The 16312-nt window shown below is 34.6% G+C and carries 13 protein-coding genes and 1 pseudogene; 6 read left to right on the forward strand and 8 right to left on the reverse strand.

Going from position 1 to position 16312, the window contains the following annotated elements; genetic code table 11:
• Positions 1 to 134: 134 nt before the first annotated feature.
• The 5 genes from UABHE_RS27585 to UABHE_RS27605 form a co-directional block, all read right to left on the reverse strand.
• Positions 135 to 515, reverse strand: coding sequence for a response regulator (locus UABHE_RS27585; RefSeq protein ID WP_372366538.1), 381 nt, complete (start codon positions 513 to 515; stop codon positions 135 to 137).
• The gene (locus UABHE_RS27590) at positions 515 to 829 is read right to left on the reverse strand and encodes a YraN family protein (RefSeq protein WP_372371689.1); all 315 of its coding nucleotides are present in this window, start codon (positions 827 to 829) and stop codon (positions 515 to 517) included. Before UABHE_RS27590 ends, UABHE_RS27585 begins: the two co-directional genes overlap by 1 nt.
• 167 nt (positions 830 to 996) lie before the next feature.
• Positions 997 to 1416, reverse strand: coding sequence for a 50S ribosomal protein L19 (gene rplS, locus UABHE_RS27595; protein WP_372366539.1), 420 nt, complete (start codon positions 1414 to 1416; stop codon positions 997 to 999).
• The gene (trmD, locus tag UABHE_RS27600; protein WP_372366541.1) at positions 1403 to 2140 is read right to left on the reverse strand and encodes a tRNA (guanosine(37)-N1)-methyltransferase TrmD; all 738 of its coding nucleotides are present in this window, start codon (positions 2138 to 2140) and stop codon (positions 1403 to 1405) included. Before trmD ends, rplS begins: the two co-directional genes overlap by 14 nt.
• A gap of 184 nt (positions 2141 to 2324) precedes the next feature.
• Complete coding sequence (locus UABHE_RS27605) at positions 2325 to 3620, reverse strand: TMEM143 family protein (protein WP_372366542.1); 1296 nt, start codon at positions 3618 to 3620, stop codon at positions 2325 to 2327.
• 674 nt (positions 3621 to 4294) lie between these two features.
• Here UABHE_RS27605 and UABHE_RS27610 point away from each other — a divergent pair.
• From UABHE_RS27610 to UABHE_RS27635, 6 genes are all read left to right on the forward strand, one after another.
• Positions 4295 to 5464 carry a M24 family metallopeptidase gene (locus UABHE_RS27610; protein WP_372366543.1) on the forward strand — a complete coding sequence of 390 codons (1170 nt, stop codon included), beginning with the start codon at positions 4295 to 4297 and terminating at the stop codon, positions 5462 to 5464.
• Positions 5465 to 5604: 140 nt separating this feature from the next.
• Positions 5605 to 7197, forward strand: a complete 1593-nt coding sequence (locus UABHE_RS27615) for a leucine-rich repeat domain-containing protein (protein ID WP_372366544.1) — start codon at positions 5605 to 5607, stop codon at positions 7195 to 7197.
• Positions 7198 to 7201: 4 nt separating this feature from the next.
• Positions 7202 to 10117 (forward strand): PAS domain S-box protein, encoded by a 2916-nt coding sequence (locus tag UABHE_RS27620; RefSeq protein WP_372366545.1) that lies wholly within the window; start codon positions 7202 to 7204, stop codon positions 10115 to 10117.
• A 172-nt stretch (positions 10118 to 10289) separates the two neighbouring features.
• Positions 10290 to 11105 carry a class I SAM-dependent methyltransferase gene (locus UABHE_RS27625; protein WP_372366546.1) on the forward strand — a complete coding sequence of 272 codons (816 nt, stop codon included), beginning with the start codon at positions 10290 to 10292 and terminating at the stop codon, positions 11103 to 11105.
• 158 nt (positions 11106 to 11263) lie between these two features.
• The gene (locus UABHE_RS27630) at positions 11264 to 11860 is read left to right on the forward strand and encodes a TetR/AcrR family transcriptional regulator (protein ID WP_372366547.1); all 597 of its coding nucleotides are present in this window, start codon (positions 11264 to 11266) and stop codon (positions 11858 to 11860) included.
• Between the two features lie 93 nt (positions 11861 to 11953).
• Positions 11954 to 13216, forward strand: coding sequence for a hydroxymethylglutaryl-CoA reductase, degradative (locus UABHE_RS27635; RefSeq protein WP_372366548.1), 1263 nt, complete (start codon positions 11954 to 11956; stop codon positions 13214 to 13216).
• Between the two features lie 329 nt (positions 13217 to 13545).
• Here the strand turns inward: UABHE_RS27635 and UABHE_RS27640 are convergent, their stop codons facing one another.
• The 3 genes and pseudogenes from UABHE_RS27640 to UABHE_RS27650 form a co-directional block, all read right to left on the reverse strand.
• Entirely contained in the window at positions 13546 to 14331 is a 786-nt protein-coding gene (locus UABHE_RS27640; RefSeq protein WP_372366549.1) for a SagB/ThcOx family dehydrogenase, read from the reverse strand.
• Positions 14310 to 15556 (reverse strand): annotated as a pseudogene (locus UABHE_RS27645) (YcaO-like family protein). Before UABHE_RS27645 ends, UABHE_RS27640 begins: the two are co-directional and overlap by 22 nt.
• On the reverse strand, positions 15535 to 16245 hold the full coding sequence (locus UABHE_RS27650) for a hypothetical protein (protein ID WP_372366550.1): 711 nt from the start codon (positions 16243 to 16245) through the stop codon (positions 15535 to 15537). The pseudogene UABHE_RS27645 and the gene UABHE_RS27650 overlap by 22 nt, the downstream one beginning before the upstream one ends.
• Between the last annotated feature and the right edge of the window lie 67 nt (positions 16246 to 16312).

The following is a 16312-nucleotide window of genomic DNA, read 5'->3' on the forward strand; positions in this document are numbered from 1 at the left end:
AAGAAAATTTTATTTAAGGAGTGCTTTAGCTTTATAAATAAGTATTTATAGGGCATACGTGTGTTCGTAGTTTTACCGTAATAACAATACCATTGTTCAATAACAAAGTTAGGTAAAACTACATATGGGATTTATCAACCCCCAAGTATTTTGTCGATCATCTTAACTAATTCATTGGGATCAAAAGGCTTTTCTAACCAACCAACAACTAGTGGCTCGCTATTGAGTTCTTGAAGTGTTGCGGAATCTAAGTAGGCAGATATCACAATGATTTTCTGGATTTTTTGGACAAAATCCAATGAGCGAATGGCTGTCATTCCGTCCCACTCAGGCATCTTGATGTCCATAAGAATCAAATCATATGTATTTTTCATTACAAAACCGAAGGCTTCTTTACCTGTTTTGGCAATGTCAAAGTCCAGGTCTTCTAACTTCAAAATTTCCGAAAGCAATACCTGTAAACTAGGGTCATCATCGACAATTAATATATTGTTTTTTGTTTGTTCATCAGACATTAGAAATCAAAAAACTCTCTAGTAAAATGGTTTAGCTTTTTATTTTTTAAGTTTACACAAATTACTTCAAATGCAAACTTTTTATATTTATTTTTTTGATGATGTATAAATAGACGTGCTATTCTAAAAATTCGTTGGCATTTTTCTGGAGTAATTTTTTCTGCTGCTTTGAAGCAACTAAAATTACTACTTTTCACTTCGATAAATACCAACACTAATTTTTTGTATGCAATAATATCTATTTCACCAAAAAAATTACGGTAGTTTGTTTTTATTATTTTGTAGCCATTTGCTGCTAAGTGTTCTTGAGCGATTTTTTCAGCTAACTTGCCTTTTTCTGCTGAACTTGGATTTACGTTTTTTTTTCATAGTTTATCCTCATACTCGAATTTATTTATAATTCTATTATACACTGCACTTCGACAAGTTAGCTTACTTCAATATGAGAAATTTTATGGAGTGCTTTAACCACTCCATAAAACTATGCTTTATTCATTTCTTCAGCTTCTTTTTCAGCTTCCTTTGCTTCTTTTGCTGATTCTTTAGCTGCTTTTGCGCTCCAAATTCTTTCTTTCAATTTTGTTGCTTTACCTACACGGTCTCTTAGGTAATAAAGTTTAGCGCGACGCGCTTTCCCTTTTCTCTTCACCTTAATAGTAACAACTTTACTCGAATGAAGAGAAAAAGTTCTCTCGACACCTTCTCCTTGGACGATACGTCTTACTCTAAAAGTTTCGTTCAAACCACTTCCCTTGCGTCCAATTACTGTTCCTGTAAATGTTTGCTTACGTTCTTTCTCGCCTTCCATGATAAGAACGACAACATCTACAGTATCGCCTATTTCGAAATTTGGAATGCATTTTTTGGTAAATTTTTTACTGTATTCATCAAGACGGTTCATCGTGTTCCACTTTCTTATTTTGTTCCATTAAATCCGGACGACGTTTTCGCGTTCGTAGTTTTGCTTGTTGTAATTGCCACTTACAAATTTTTTCGTGATGTCCTGATTTTAGTATATCAGGAACTTTTATACCTCGCCATACTTCTGGTTTTGTATATTGAGGATATTCCAGCATATTGTTTTGAAACGACTCTAATTGGGTAGAATCTTTACAACCTAGTGCGCCAGGTAAAAGTCTAGTCACAGCATCAGTGATGATCATTGCTGGTAGTTCTCCTCCTGTTAAAACATAATCCCCTAAAGAAATCTCTTTGGGAGTTAGTCCTAAACGTACGCGTTCATCTACACCTTCGTAATGCCCACAAATCATAATTAAATGTTTTTCTTCGCTCAGTTTTTTTGCTAAGCGTTGGTTGAACACTTCGCCTTGAGGAGATAATAAAATTAGAAGGGGCTTAACATCTGGAGGATGCCAGATAGATTCTACTGCACGAAATATAGGCTCTGGCTTCATAAGCATGCCTGGCCCACCACCACACGGTCGATCATCAACCTTGTGATGTTTATCGTATGTGAAATTTCGTATGTTTGTTACTCTAATGTCCACAATGTTTTTTTGCTGGGCAATGTTCATCATACTGGAATTCATAACATTGTAAAACATCATGGGAAAGAGGGTTAGTATATCTATTCGCATTTTCCCGAGACAAGAAAGTATAGCCATTTATTGCGGATTGTCAAGATTTTTTTTACACTAGCAATTGTTTTTCGCGACAACAAATTCAAAGAGAAAATATTATTGTGTTTTTAGAAGAAATTTTGCATTGTAGTGCTCTAGAAATCTACTATTGTATTAATTTAAAAAAATATTAGGAACCACTATCTAAAGAAGTTCCTAATAATTCGAATTAATCATTATACTGGAAAATATTGTCCCAAACATAATCGATAATCGTTTTACTGTCATCAATGCCGCGAACTTTTAGTTTATTATCTTGACCTTTTTCAAGCATGTTAACATCTGGAGAATTGTCATCATCTTCCAGCTTGCCAACTAATTTCTCTAATTTCTTGACAGCTTTATCTACATCAAAATCGACTTGCGCTTGAAATTTCTTTTCTAACCATTCCTCAATTGTATTGTCAAGTTCTTCTTGGTCAAGCCCTTGAGGATTTGTTAGTAAATGATAATAGGCAAGAATAACTTCTTTGCTTTCTTCTTCTTCAGCAGCATCAATTAGCATGTTAAAAACACCACCGTTACAGTCGAGATTTTTGAAAAATAAAGTATCTGTAACGCTTTTTAAAAATTCAATGCGCTTATTTTTATATTTTACATATTGCTTGAATAAGAAACCACCCATAACAGCTAGTAAAGATAAAGCAGCGATTACACCTTGCATTACATCATTTTTGGCAAGTGCTTCTTTTCCAGTAATCATAGCAATAACTAAACCTGTTATGATAATAATTGTAGGAATTAGTTTCGGAATCATTGCAATACCAGCGCCAATGGCTGGAAGACCCAACATCAGTTTGTCTTTGAAGTTCATGCCTATTTGTACGTTAGGAAATAGTACTTCAATATCTGCCTTAGGAATACTTTTGTACATATAAACATATGTTTTTCCAGGAGTAAAATTCAACTTACTGATTTTTGCACCTTTTTGTTTGAAATACTCTTCATCTTTGAATTTGATAAGAAGGACAACTCTCTCATACATTTCCATTGTGAAGTCAATTTTCTTAAACATTTTTTTTATTTGTACAGTTTCTTCGCTATCGCCGCGATGAAAGAAAACCATCTGCTCGTAATCATCAAAATCTACATCCATTTTTAATGTGATTAGAGATTCTGCATCTAAGGCATGTTCAAGTGCTTCTTTGGTAAGCTCGCTATAGTTTGCTCTTTTTAGCACCTGACGTAAAACATCAACCAAATCATTTTCCATTGTTTTTAATTGTTGTGATGTTGGTGCAACTCTTGGTCTTGTATCTGCATCAGGGTTGAAAGGAGCAAAATTATTTTTGAGTTTTTCTAAGAGTTCGTGGAACTCAAAATGATAGTAAGCGCCAAGTATTTCGCAAAATTCTCTAAATTTCTTTTGCTGTACTTCATCTAACTTACCATCTTCCACGCATAATTCAATAACATCAGCTTTACGATAAGGAATAAATGCTTCCCGATCTTGATATTCCGCCATGTTTGTGCCTTTCTTAACAACACTAAGTACCGATATAGTTTGCAAAAAACATTAGTATTATCCTCTTTGGGAATACTACTATACCCTTTATCCCGTTAACAAAACGTTCGGGATTACTGTAGTTCTGTAGTTTGATTTACTTGCTTTTACATTAATTTAAATAACCAGTCAAAAATTTTAAGGAAATTTTTGCTAAGTCGCTTATTTACTCCTCATTTTTCTTGATTAAGAAAGTGAGGAAACGGACACATCTATGAATTTAAGTCTTAAGGTAAAAGGTCGTTGTCTAGAGAATTTTTACATTATCTTATACGTTGAAATCAAAATCAACATTTTTATCTTTTGAAACGTGAATTATACGAGCTTACGGTGTATTTGCCAGTAAATTTTTTGCTTTTTATAGATATTTTAGTTTGTCTTTTTTAAGACATGTCGACATTTGTTATCCTTACAATTTGGTTCTTTTAGAAATTAGGAGGTATCATCAATTAGAAAATTTCGTGAGCATGACCTTGATCATCCGTAATCATAGTCATAATTCGCAGCCTTAGAGACAAATACAAAAAACTTTCTTCTATGCATAAAACTTGATAAACTATTGCCTACCGTTCTGTATGTGCTACTACAAAGATAAATTCTGAAAATAAGAGATAGATGAAAGATAGGCAAGAGCTATGATAGAAAAAATACAAAAAGCTATTCGCGAAGAAGGCTTTGATGGGTGGTTATTCTATAACTTTCGAAACATTGATCCTTCTGCTAACGCTATTTTGCAAATGCCCGAGGATACATTTGCTTCGCGGCGCTGGTTTTATTTTGTTCCTAGTTCTGGTACTCCCATTAAATTGGTTCATAAAATAGAACCTCACACCTTAAATCATTTACCCGGAAAAAACTTACTCTATGCAAGCTGGCAAATGATGGAAGATAAGCTATCTACGATGTTTACGAGCAATAGCAATATATGTATGCAATACTCTCCGAAAGCGGCTGTACCATATGTAGCATATGTAGATGCTGGGACATGCGAATTAGTAAAAGAGTGTGGTGCACTCATACACTCATCTGCTAATTTAATCCAATTATTTGAAGCAGTATGGTCAGAAGAAGCCGTTGATTCTCACAAACGCGCAGCACAATTTTTGCGCAAATTAGTTCATGATGCTTTTCAACATGTACGTGAGTGTATTAATTCGGAGGTCGCAATTACCGAATATCAATTACAACAATTTATTCTACAACGCATTGTTGATAACAATCTAGAATACCATCATCCCCCTATCGTTGCTGTAAACGAACATTCTGGTGATCCTCATTATTCTCCTGATAAAGAAAACAAACGAAGCATCAAAGAAGGTGATATCTTACTTGTTGACTTATGGGGTAAAGAAAAAACAAATCAAGCCGTATATGGTGATATGACATGGATGGCATATGTTGGAAGCAAACCTCCGGTAAAATACCAACAAGTTTTTCTAGCTGTTAAAAATGCGCGGGACGCAGCGATTGATCTCATTCACAATCGATTCTCTAAAAGAGAAAAAGTATGTGGCTATGAAGTAGATGATGCTGCTCGTAATGTAATTATAGAAGCTGGTTACGGTGAATATTTCGTCCACAGAACTGGGCATAGCATTGGACGCGACTTGCACTGGAAAGGTGTCAATATTGACAACTTAGAAACAAAAGATGAGCGACAACTGATAGAAGGAATTGGGTTTTCTATTGAACCAGGAATTTACTTGAGTGATTTTGGTGTTCGTTTAGAAGTCAATGGTTATATTCTTAATGGCAAACTACATGTTTCAGGACAACCAATTCAAGAAGATATTATCTCTATTTAGAGCTCGAAGCGGGCTCGAGCTCTAAAAAATAAACAATATTTTTGAATAATAACAGGCCCTAGATCCAATTTGTAATATACACTCTAAAATGCATATTTGTGAATCTCAGCAGTTACTATAAGTTAAAACAGGAGAATGTTATGAAAAAAATAATCGTTGTTTTCGCTATTATTTTATCTACCTTTGCTATTCTTGCAACTACGATTATTTCCTCTAGCAATGCAGTTGAAATTTCGTCCCAAATTTTAAAATCAGATGTTTATGTTAATTTTTTCTACGTGGGAGAAACTCCTTGTAACGTAGACCTAAAACGTGGTGATATTGTTCATGTAGTAAATGAAAAATTTGTTGAAGGTAAATCTTATTATTTATACGAAGGCAAAGAAAAAAAAATATATTTTTCGTATAAAAATAAAACTTTCTTCGTAAATAATAAACCATACGGAATAAAATTTAAGCCAGGCAAAGATAAGATAGATATTTCAATAAAGAAACAAGATCTACAATATGTCGAACTTGATGGAGATTTAACCTCTACACTTGCTGAAATTTTAGCAAATAGAACCAATTTAAAAATTTTATATTGCCGGAAAATGACAGACAAGGGGTTAGAGTATGTAAAGGCACTTCCTCACTGTACTGTTTTAGACATCTCTGAGTCAAAAATCAACGGCGAAGGAGTTGGACATCTAAACAAACGCCTAACTCATCTACGTTTGTGGGGTGTTTCTTTAAAAAACAAAGAATTACAGTTACTACAAAAATTGCCTAATCTACAATGTTTAGATTTGTGGAATGTTAACGTTGATGATGAGACTATAAAATACATCCAAAATATATCTGGTTTACGTTCTTTATCTTTGGCTTACACTAATGTAGGAAACAAAGGATTAGAAGTCATTACTTCTTTAAAAAACTTGCAATACTTGAATTTATGGCGCACTCAGATTGATGATAATGGTTTATCCAAAATTGTTGCGTTAACAAATCTTACGCATTTAAATTTAAGTAACACAAAAACAACAGAAAAATCAATGTCCTCGTTAAACAAATTACAAAAACTAAAATACCTGTGTTTGACACGCTCAAACTCAAACAACAAGGCAATAGCTAGTATTTCAAAATTATCCAAGCTACAAACTTTGAAAATTTGGTATTCAGATATCGATGATAGTGGGATAAAAGAAGTATCCAAACTTAAAACACTAAAAAAACTTTATTTAGTTGGTTGTAAAATTACAAATTCTGGGATTGAAGAAGTTGCAAAACTTAAAAATTTACAATTTTTATCTTTAACCAACAATCCACAAATTGGCAATAAGTCCATTGAGTATTTGCAACACCTCCCTAAATTAAAACACTTAGAAATCGACGGTACTTCTTTTAACAACGACGGAATAAAAGCTTTACGATTATTAAAAAAACTAAATCATTTGAATTTATATAATACAGGTACAACAAACGAAGGACTTTTTGAATTGCAAAATATACTGAATCTAAAATTCTTAATTTTAACGAGTTGCAATATCGATAATACTGGGATGGGGTATTTGGCTGCACATAAAAATTTAGAGTACTTAGCTTTAGGAGGTACTAAAGTGTCATACAAAGGACTTATGAAACTTAAACCCTTGAATAAATTGCGTATGCTTCTAATTTCAGGCTTGGATATCAATGCTGATGGTGTAAATTCAATCGAAAAAATTTTACCTGACTGTTTAGTGAAAAAGTAATATCATGTTTCTTCTAAATATATACGATTTCTTCCATATTTCCGTAGCGATTTGTAGTAGCGTTATTTTTATAATTGCTTCTTATGTTTTTTACAAAAACGGAAAAAAAACAAGTACAAGTATCTACATTCCCGTGATACTTCTGCTCACATTAATGATGTTAAATACATTAACTAGTATCTATTTCCCTAACGATACTTACAACTATTTGTGGATTATCGATGGTGTGAGTGGTTTTTGCGTAATAGGTATTCTTGCGATTTTGTTGAAAGATAATAACACGCGATTTGACCAAGACTTAATGGAAGAATATAACATATTCTTTAACTCCTCTGTCGATTTATTTTGTATTGCAACGTTTGATGGCTACTTCCAAAAAGTAAATAGTAGTTGGGAAAAAATGCTTGGTTATACAAAGCAAGAACTTTATAGTAGCCGTTTCATCGAATTTGTTCACCCTGATGATCGCGAAGCAACGATGAACGAACTTGCTAAAATAAGAAAAGGTTACGATGTGTTGTCTTTTGAAAATCGTTATTTGAGTAAAAATGGCGAATACCGACATTTGCATTGGAATAGCAGAGCTAACATACAAAGACAACTTTGCTATGCCACAGCTCGCGACATTACACAAGAAAGAAAAGACGTAGCTAGTCTTGATCGTGCAAAATCGCAAATAAAAACTATTTTCCAGGCTTTTCCTGATGCGATGATTTTACAAGGTGTGAACCGAGAAATTGTAATGTTTAACGATAAATTTTCGCAAATGTTTGGTTACAAAGGAGAGGAAGCTTTGGGAAAAACTCTCTCATTTTTATACGCAGAAGACTATATCAACCAAAGCAAAATTTTCGAACCACTAAACAACATACAACCTCACGAAGTCAAATATAGTAGCAAAGATGGATCTGTTTTTACCTGCGAAATTGTATCTACAAAAGTGACTAATTCAACAGGAGAATTACTGGGATATTTAACTTTTTTGCGTGATATTAGCAAACGTAAGAAAACCCAAGAAGAGCTAAAAAGAGCAAAAGAAATAGCGGAAAAAGCCAACTCTGCCAAAAGCGACTTCCTGGCTAATATGAGTCACGAAATTCGTACTCCAATGAATGGTATTATGGGAACAACAGGTCTTTTACTTGAAACATCTCTCAGTCATGAGCAAAAAGAGTGTGTTGACATTATACGTATTAGCAGCGAAAATCTATTGACCATTATTAATGATATTCTTGATTTTTCGAAAATAGAAGCTGGTAAAATGCATTTGGAAATTCACGATTTTGATTTACTTTGTTGTATCGAGGACGCTATCGATTTATTTTCCTCGAAGGTAATTGAGCGTAATTTGCAATTTATTTACAACATTGATATTGATATTCCTTATTACCTCCGCGGAGATATTACTCGTATTCGACAAATACTAGTTAATTTACTAAGTAACGCTGCAAAGTTTACTCAAAATGGCTCGATAACTACTTCTGTAAAACTGCAAAATCAAACAGACTCTTCCATTGAACTTTTATTTTCTGTAAAAGACCAAGGTCTTGGCATCGATGAAGAAAAAATAGCATATATATTTAGTCCTTTTTTACAAGCTCATGTAGGAGAATATCAAAGTGGCACAGGCCTTGGACTTAGTATTTGTAAACGCTTAGTCGAGATGATGCATGGAAAAATTTGGTGCGAAAATAACAAAGATTATGGTTGTACTTTCTTCTTTACTATTCGTATAGAAAATGCACAATCCAGCAATAACGATACTTGGCATCTACGCAAAGAATTGCCACAAACACTCTGTTCAAAAATTTTGTTTTTCGATGAAAGACAAGAATGTTCTAACATTAGTAAACGCTTGAAAAATTGGGGTTTTTCCGTTTGTTACACATCTAGATTCTCTGAGATTTGTGAAGCGATATCTGATCAAGTTGAAGTAAATATTTGTATAGTTGCATCTGATAATATCGAAGCTATTAAAAAACTACAAACCAAAAATTGTCCAATAATTTGGATAGCAAATATAAAAAACAAACACAATGAAAATATCTATACCACACATTCACCTGTAAAACATTCTAATTTTTTTAAGCTTTTTTTCGAACTATGCCTAAATACAAAAGGCAAACCTTCGCTATTTACAACCAAAACTCAAGAGATCAACAAAAAACTAGCTAAACAACTACCTCTACGCATTCTTATCGCAGAAGATAATTCGGTAAATCAGGTGATTGCAACGCGTATACTTCAAAAAATGGGCTACATTCCTGATGTAGTTGGTAATGGTCTAGAAGTTTTGTCTGCTTTGGATAAAAAAGAATATGACATTGTTTTCATGGATATTCGTATGCCTGAAATGGACGGTCTGGAAACAACAAGAAGGCTAGCAAAGAAAAAAGGACGTCCAACAATTATTGCAATGACTGCAAATGCAATGAGTGGCGATCGCGAATATTATTTAGAAATAGGTATGGACGACTATATAAGTAAACCTATTACCTTGGAATCTATTGAAGAAATATTATGCCGTTGGGGTAGAAAGACCAGGCGTTGGAGAAAAATGAGATATCAAAAAGAAAGTAACACTTCACTTGAAAAAGATAAGTTAACCACTTTAAAACAGATCAGCACAGCAGCTGTTGAAGAAGTTATAGATTTGTACTTAAATGACAGTAGCGAATACATACAAAAATTGCACATCGCCTTAAAGGGAACTAACAACAATGAAATAGAACATATTTCTCACAGTTTAAAAGGAGCAAGCGCTAGTGTTGGAGCAATAAAAATGCAGAAAATTTCAGACATAATAGAAAAAAGTGCTCAAAAGAATGACCTGTTACCGATGGAATCTTTATTACAAGATTTACAGCAAGAATACAACAAGGTTTATCATGAAATGAATAGGTTCAAAGAAGAAACATAAGTCGACATTTATCTTCCTTGTATTACGGCATGTCATCATTCAGTGCGTAAGAATAACAGATATCGTTTAAATCTCATTTCTAAAGGGGTGGTCATGGTGACCATCATAACAACGATTACGATACTTATCGTAATTAATGATAGTAAAGTTTTAAAGTATAAAGGAATAGTACATGCTAGGTAATTACTTGCGTAACCTACTACTTTTATTCAAAATGATGATAAAAAAACCCCAAAATTTTTTACAGGTGCTAAAAAATGTTTCTTCTAGTTGCCAAGCTCACGAATTTACAGAGCTTTACAGTTGTAAAAATTTAAAGGATCATTCTCTTAGTGAAATGAATAAAGATAACCCACTATGGGAATATTTTCAGAATAAATCTGGAAATGGGATCTGGAAATGGGAGCACTATTTTGATATTTATCATAAACATTTTCAACATTTTATAGGCAAGAAGGTTTCCATTTTAGAAATAGGAGTGTATAGTGGAGGAAGCTTAGAAATGTGGCGCTCTTATTTCGGTGATAATTGCCAGGTTTATGGTGTAGATATTGAACCGGCCTGCAAAAACTATGAAAATAGTTATACAAATGTTTTTATTGGCGACCAAGAAGATAGGTCTTTTTGGAAACAAATCAAACAAGATATTCCGGAAGTGGATATTGTCATTGACGATGGTGGTCATATGACAGAACAACAACGAATTACTTTAGAAGAAATGTTACCGTTCATAAATCCTGGCGGAGTATTTCTTTGCGAAGATGTGCATGGACGTTTTCATCGTTTTGCTTCATTTGCCGCGAGTTTAACAAGCGACTTACACTTAAAAACAAGTACATCTGCATTTACCGCCAATACATCTTCATTTCAAGAGTCAATAAAAGGAATTTTTTTCTACCCTTATGTTGTCGTGATAGAAAAAAATTTATTTCGCCAAAAGACATTTAATTCTCATAAACACGGTGAAAAATGGCAACCATTTTTATAAAAAAAAAATGGATTAACTCCAAAAAGCAACGAACTTTAAAGGAATTTAAGAGAATATAACTATTTTTATCTATGCAATTTTTTCTTGACACATAATTATTGATTTTGCTACAAATGCTAGGGAACCCTAAATAGCCAAATCTATCTATCGGACCTCATATGAAAGAAAATGAAGAAACACGTTCTCATATATTAGATTCTGCAATTCATTCTTTTGCAGATACCGGATACAAAGCAACTTCAATGTCCAAAATTGCTAAAAAAGCAGGTGTTAGTAAATCTCTTATTTTTTGGTATTTTGAAAGCAAAGGTAAACTCTTTGAATCTTTGGTAGATCGATTTGTTGCTCAGTGCGCTATTAGCTTTGTTCGTTTAGATGCAAAGAAAAAAGCCCAAGAAAAAATGAATGAAATCATTGACATGTATTGGGTTTTTGTGAAAAATAATTTAGAATTTATTCGCATTTTTATGAACTGGTTTTTGCAAGCTGAAACAAAAGAAAAGACAAAAACAGAACGTCTACGTAAAATCCATCGTAGTTTTGAAGAAATATTTGTACAATGTCTTCTTCTAGGCATAGAAGAAGGTGTATTTGATGAAAATCTAAATATTCAAAACACGGCTGTACTAATTGTATCAAGCTTAGAAGGGCTCTTAGTTCAAGTTATCATGCTGGGGCAATCTCCGAAAGAATTTGACGGAGTTTTTTTTGAAAATCTAAAGAATAGCATTATACACGGTATCATAAAAAGGTAACTTTTTTTTTATTTTGCCCATCGTTGACCGTTCGGTCAGTGACACGATGTGTCATTTTTACTACTTGTTTTTCGATATTTTAAGACTAAAATAATGAAAAGTTTAAATACCAAACAATTCTATAAACTTTCTTTACAAGAACGTTTAGCAAGAATTAAAGAAGCGAAAGATTTAAGTGAAGGTGAGCTATCAGCTCTAAAAGAATCAGGCTTATCGTTAGATCAAGCAAACAAAATGATTGAAAATGTAATTGGAACGCTTGAAATTCCAATAGGCGTTGCTCTCAATTTTTTAATAAACAATCGAGAATATACGATTCCTATGGCAATAGAAGAAGCTTCTGTTGTTGCTGCATCTTGTAAAATGGCTAAAGTGGCTCTTATTAAAGGCGGTTTTCATACAAATCATACAACACCTACAATGATTGGCCAAATACAAATTACCAATGTCGCTGACCCATTTGCGGCCAAAATGCGTATTTTACAAGAAAGAAAAAAATTACTGCAACTTGCCAATGAACAAGATCCTATTCTAGTCAAGTTAGGCGGAGGCGCGAAAGATATAGAAGTAAGAGTTATTGATACCGCTTCTGGACCAATGGTAGTATGTCATCTTCTTGTCGATTGTAAAGATGCAATGGGAGCAAATGCAGTCAATACAATGGCCGAAGCTCTTGCTCCTGAAATAGAAAAGATATCAAAAGGTAAAGTGTATCTCCGCATTATTTCTAATCTTGCCACAAAAAGACTTGCACGAGCCTATGCTATTTTTGATGCTGATGCCTTAGGTGGAGAAGAGGTTGTAGATGGTATGGTTCTTGCTTATCAATTTGCGGATGCAGACCCCTATCGCGCAGCTACTCATAACAAAGGGATTATGAACGGTATATCTGCTGTAGCCTTAGCTTTAGGACAAGATACAAGAGCAATAGAAGCAGGAGCTCACGCTTATGCTTCTTTACGAGGACACTATCGTTCACTAACTATTTGGGAAAAGAACGTCCAAGGTGACTTAGTCGGCTCTATAGAACTTCCTATGGCAGTTGGACTAGTTGGAGGTGCAGTCAACGTTCACCCAACAGTAAAAACTAACTTAAAAATACTTGGCATTAAAAGCGCTAATGAGCTAGGTAGTGTAATTGCAGCTGTAGGTCTAGCCCAAAATGCTGGTGCACTTCGCGCTTTAGCAAGCGAAGGAATTCAAAAAGGACACATGTCTCTACATGCTAGAAATATTGCGGTCATGGCAGGTGCTACGGCAGATATGGTTGATACAGTTGTCGAAAAATTAGTTGCAACAGGTAAAGTTAGAGTTGATGTTGCCGAACAAATTATTAAAGAACTAGCTTCTATGTAACACATTCTATTTTTTGCAATACACAATATTCTAAAAATTTTTATAAATAAAAATTTGGCTCAGCAGAAGCTTCGCCCAACTACTGTTGACTTAAGAAATCACCTATTGCACTGTCATTACTGCGAAAGCAGGATCCAAACGGGCGAAAACAATACAAATCAACGAAAAATATTTTCGAAAACAGCTCATAACTTGGTTTATAACCTAGCTGATCTTAAACACTTGTCATTCCTGCGGAAGCAGAAATGACAAGTGGAGAAAAAACAATGCTTTCAATAACATTTAGGTTTCCTTAAGTCAACAGTAGTCGAGTTTTCGCCTAGTGCTCCCTATTTACCAATTGCCAAAGCATAAATAACCCACTCTCGCTTATGATCTATGTCCAAAAAATCAACAATATTGTCTTCTACAAAACCTCCTATTGGGCAAGCCTTAAGACCAATAGCTGACGCGAGAAGTAATATATTTTGCGCAATATGTCCAGCTTCTAAAAAAAGAAAACGGTAGCCTCTTTCACCATACTTAACATAAGTTCGTTCCTTTATCGCTGTGAATACTAAAATCGTTGCGCATTCTTGTTGTGGAATCCCAACGAACATCTGATCTACTTCGTTCATCGTTTTTTGATTGACTTTTTCAATGACTTTATCTTTAACATGATAGTGGTAGCAACCCCGAGGAATCGATTTTATATTCAAGCATAGTGGGTACACTTCAATAGGATATAGTGCTCCTCCTGATGGAGCTGAACGAAGACTGTGTTCTACCTCTGGAAAACGTTCATCGTAAATAGTAGTTGTTTTCCCGTACCCTTGTAATAAGATAGTTGACAACGACTTTAGCGATATTGGTTTGCCTGTAAAATTCGTTGACGAACGGCGTTTTTGCAATACAGATTGCAGTCTTTTCCACCAAATGTATTGCGACTTTAAAGGATATCTTGTAGCTCCAGGATACGTTTTATAAGGATAACATGAATCTTGTATTGCTTCGCGGTTTTGACTAAATTCTGCAATATTTTGTGCAAGATACATACGATTTGCAACTGTAATTTTCGAATTGAGATAGTGAAGTTCAGAAGGAGATATTGTTTCTATGGCATGGGATGAGGCCATGGATTGTATCCTTTTTTATATAAAAATTGATGAGAAAAAACGTTTGTTGTAGAATGCAAACGCTCATGACCTAGAAACGGTAGCAAATGATGTCCATGAAGCGGCATTAATTTCGGTACCCAGGTTTTAATAACATATAATCCTAATTTATTAATTTCTGGTGTTGTCAAATCACAAGTATAGGTAGGAAATTTTACACTAACATCTACATGGGAAGTTGTATAAGAAATACTCTTTCCCAATTTGAGAAAAGTTAGTTTATCATAGTATTTGGGATGAGAACTATAAAAACAAGCATGACGATCAAATGTGTCTACATTTTGAAATCGATAACCAACCTTCCAGGGCGGACTACTTTTGAGTAAGCGTTTTACATAAATACGTCCGAGAGATGCTTCGCGAACTGCGCGATATAGAGCATTGTCAGAGTTGCCATCGCAAGCAGCTCCAAAAGAAATAATATTACCGCAAGGAGAGTTTCCCTCCATCAGACAAAAATAAGTAGGTACGCCTTGATCAGAGGTTAAATCACCTACTGTTACTTCACCACCAAAGTTTTTTAATATTTGGGCAACGCGATTTTCTCTTGTGATATTAACCACTTTAGGCGAAATAACACCGCGTAACCACATTAGACTTACAGCATCGCGTTCAATACATTCGCATAATCCACGTCTATAAGCCTCCTCAAAAGAACCATGACAAGCCAAACCTGTTGAGATAGGTGGAGCTATTTGGTTTTTATGTTGCGGACTTGGCAATAAAAAAAAACAGCTGGTGCCCACAAGGGTTTTTGATCGTGGTGACGAACCACTTCAATCCAAGGAATTTTAATTGTTGAGGATGGAGAGAGATAAGGAAAATTGTACTGATTATATTGTTTACCAGAAAATAATGTGAGTTCCTCTAACGAAAAAACATCTTTTTGTAGCTCTTTTGCTGTAGCCCACACAATATCCTTTGCATTCCACGTGCCAGCACAATAGCGCTCTACAGCTTCACCTAAACAACAGTTTTTGGCTTCTTGTTCTTCAATACCACCACCACCACATTTTTTCGAAGCTGTTACCGCAGAAAATGCGGCTGTATCACATATTTTTGCTCCGTAAGCATGTATTGGCGGGTCGTCAAAGTCAATCGCAGCTTTTCCTAACGTTTGGACGATACCGCAGCGCCGTCCAACTAGGTATTTTTCGAGATCTTTCACGAGCAATTTCCTGAACATCCAGGAACCTGCAATACTTGTTCTAAGAATTGTTCTGAAGAATCCCTATATAGTAAACGTCCACACAGTTGTGGAGGAGTGTAATTTGTAGTGTAGCTCGCCACTTCTAGTAAAATATGTGACAGGCACCATAGAAAACTAGGAGCAAATAAATTAAGAGGAATTCCTCGTTTTTCTATTATTTCACTATAATTTTGATAAGAATCGCGAAAGCGTCTGTTTGAAAGTAGACGTTTTTGAAAACATTGATAACATGCGGTTTGCTTTGGAATGAATAACGGACCGACTTCTCCATAACTTGTTGTCCAAGACATGCGCAACCAAGGCACTACATTTTCTCTATCCCACTTTTCAATAAAAGAAGGTTTTAAGCCTGGCTCGCATAGAATAGTCAAATTGGCATCGGCAGGCTCAGTTACAAAATTAGTAATTCCAATAAGTTGTAAATGATCAAAAACAAGAGATAAGTACGAGTCTTTTCCGATAACACAGATAGAATACTTACTAAGATCTTTGCCTACAACAGCATGGGCGGTTTGATGCCAAAGACATGTTTTCTGTGTGTTTTCAATAACGATACCATGCTGTTTTAATTCTTGAAGCAAGCTTTGAATGGATTTCTGATCGTGCTGTGGTAAAGAACAGCATATAGATTCTACACTTTTTTTGCCATCGAGTAAGGGCAACAAATCGAGAAGTAATGTTTTATCTCCCGTAATGAAAATAGCCTGGTGATCATCGCGGCGAAATTGAATT

Origin of the sequence: Candidatus Uabimicrobium helgolandensis, assembly GCF_041508025.1 — a bacterium.
GTDB lineage: Bacteria > Planctomycetota > Uabimicrobiia > Uabimicrobiales > Uabimicrobiaceae > Uabimicrobium > Uabimicrobium helgolandensis.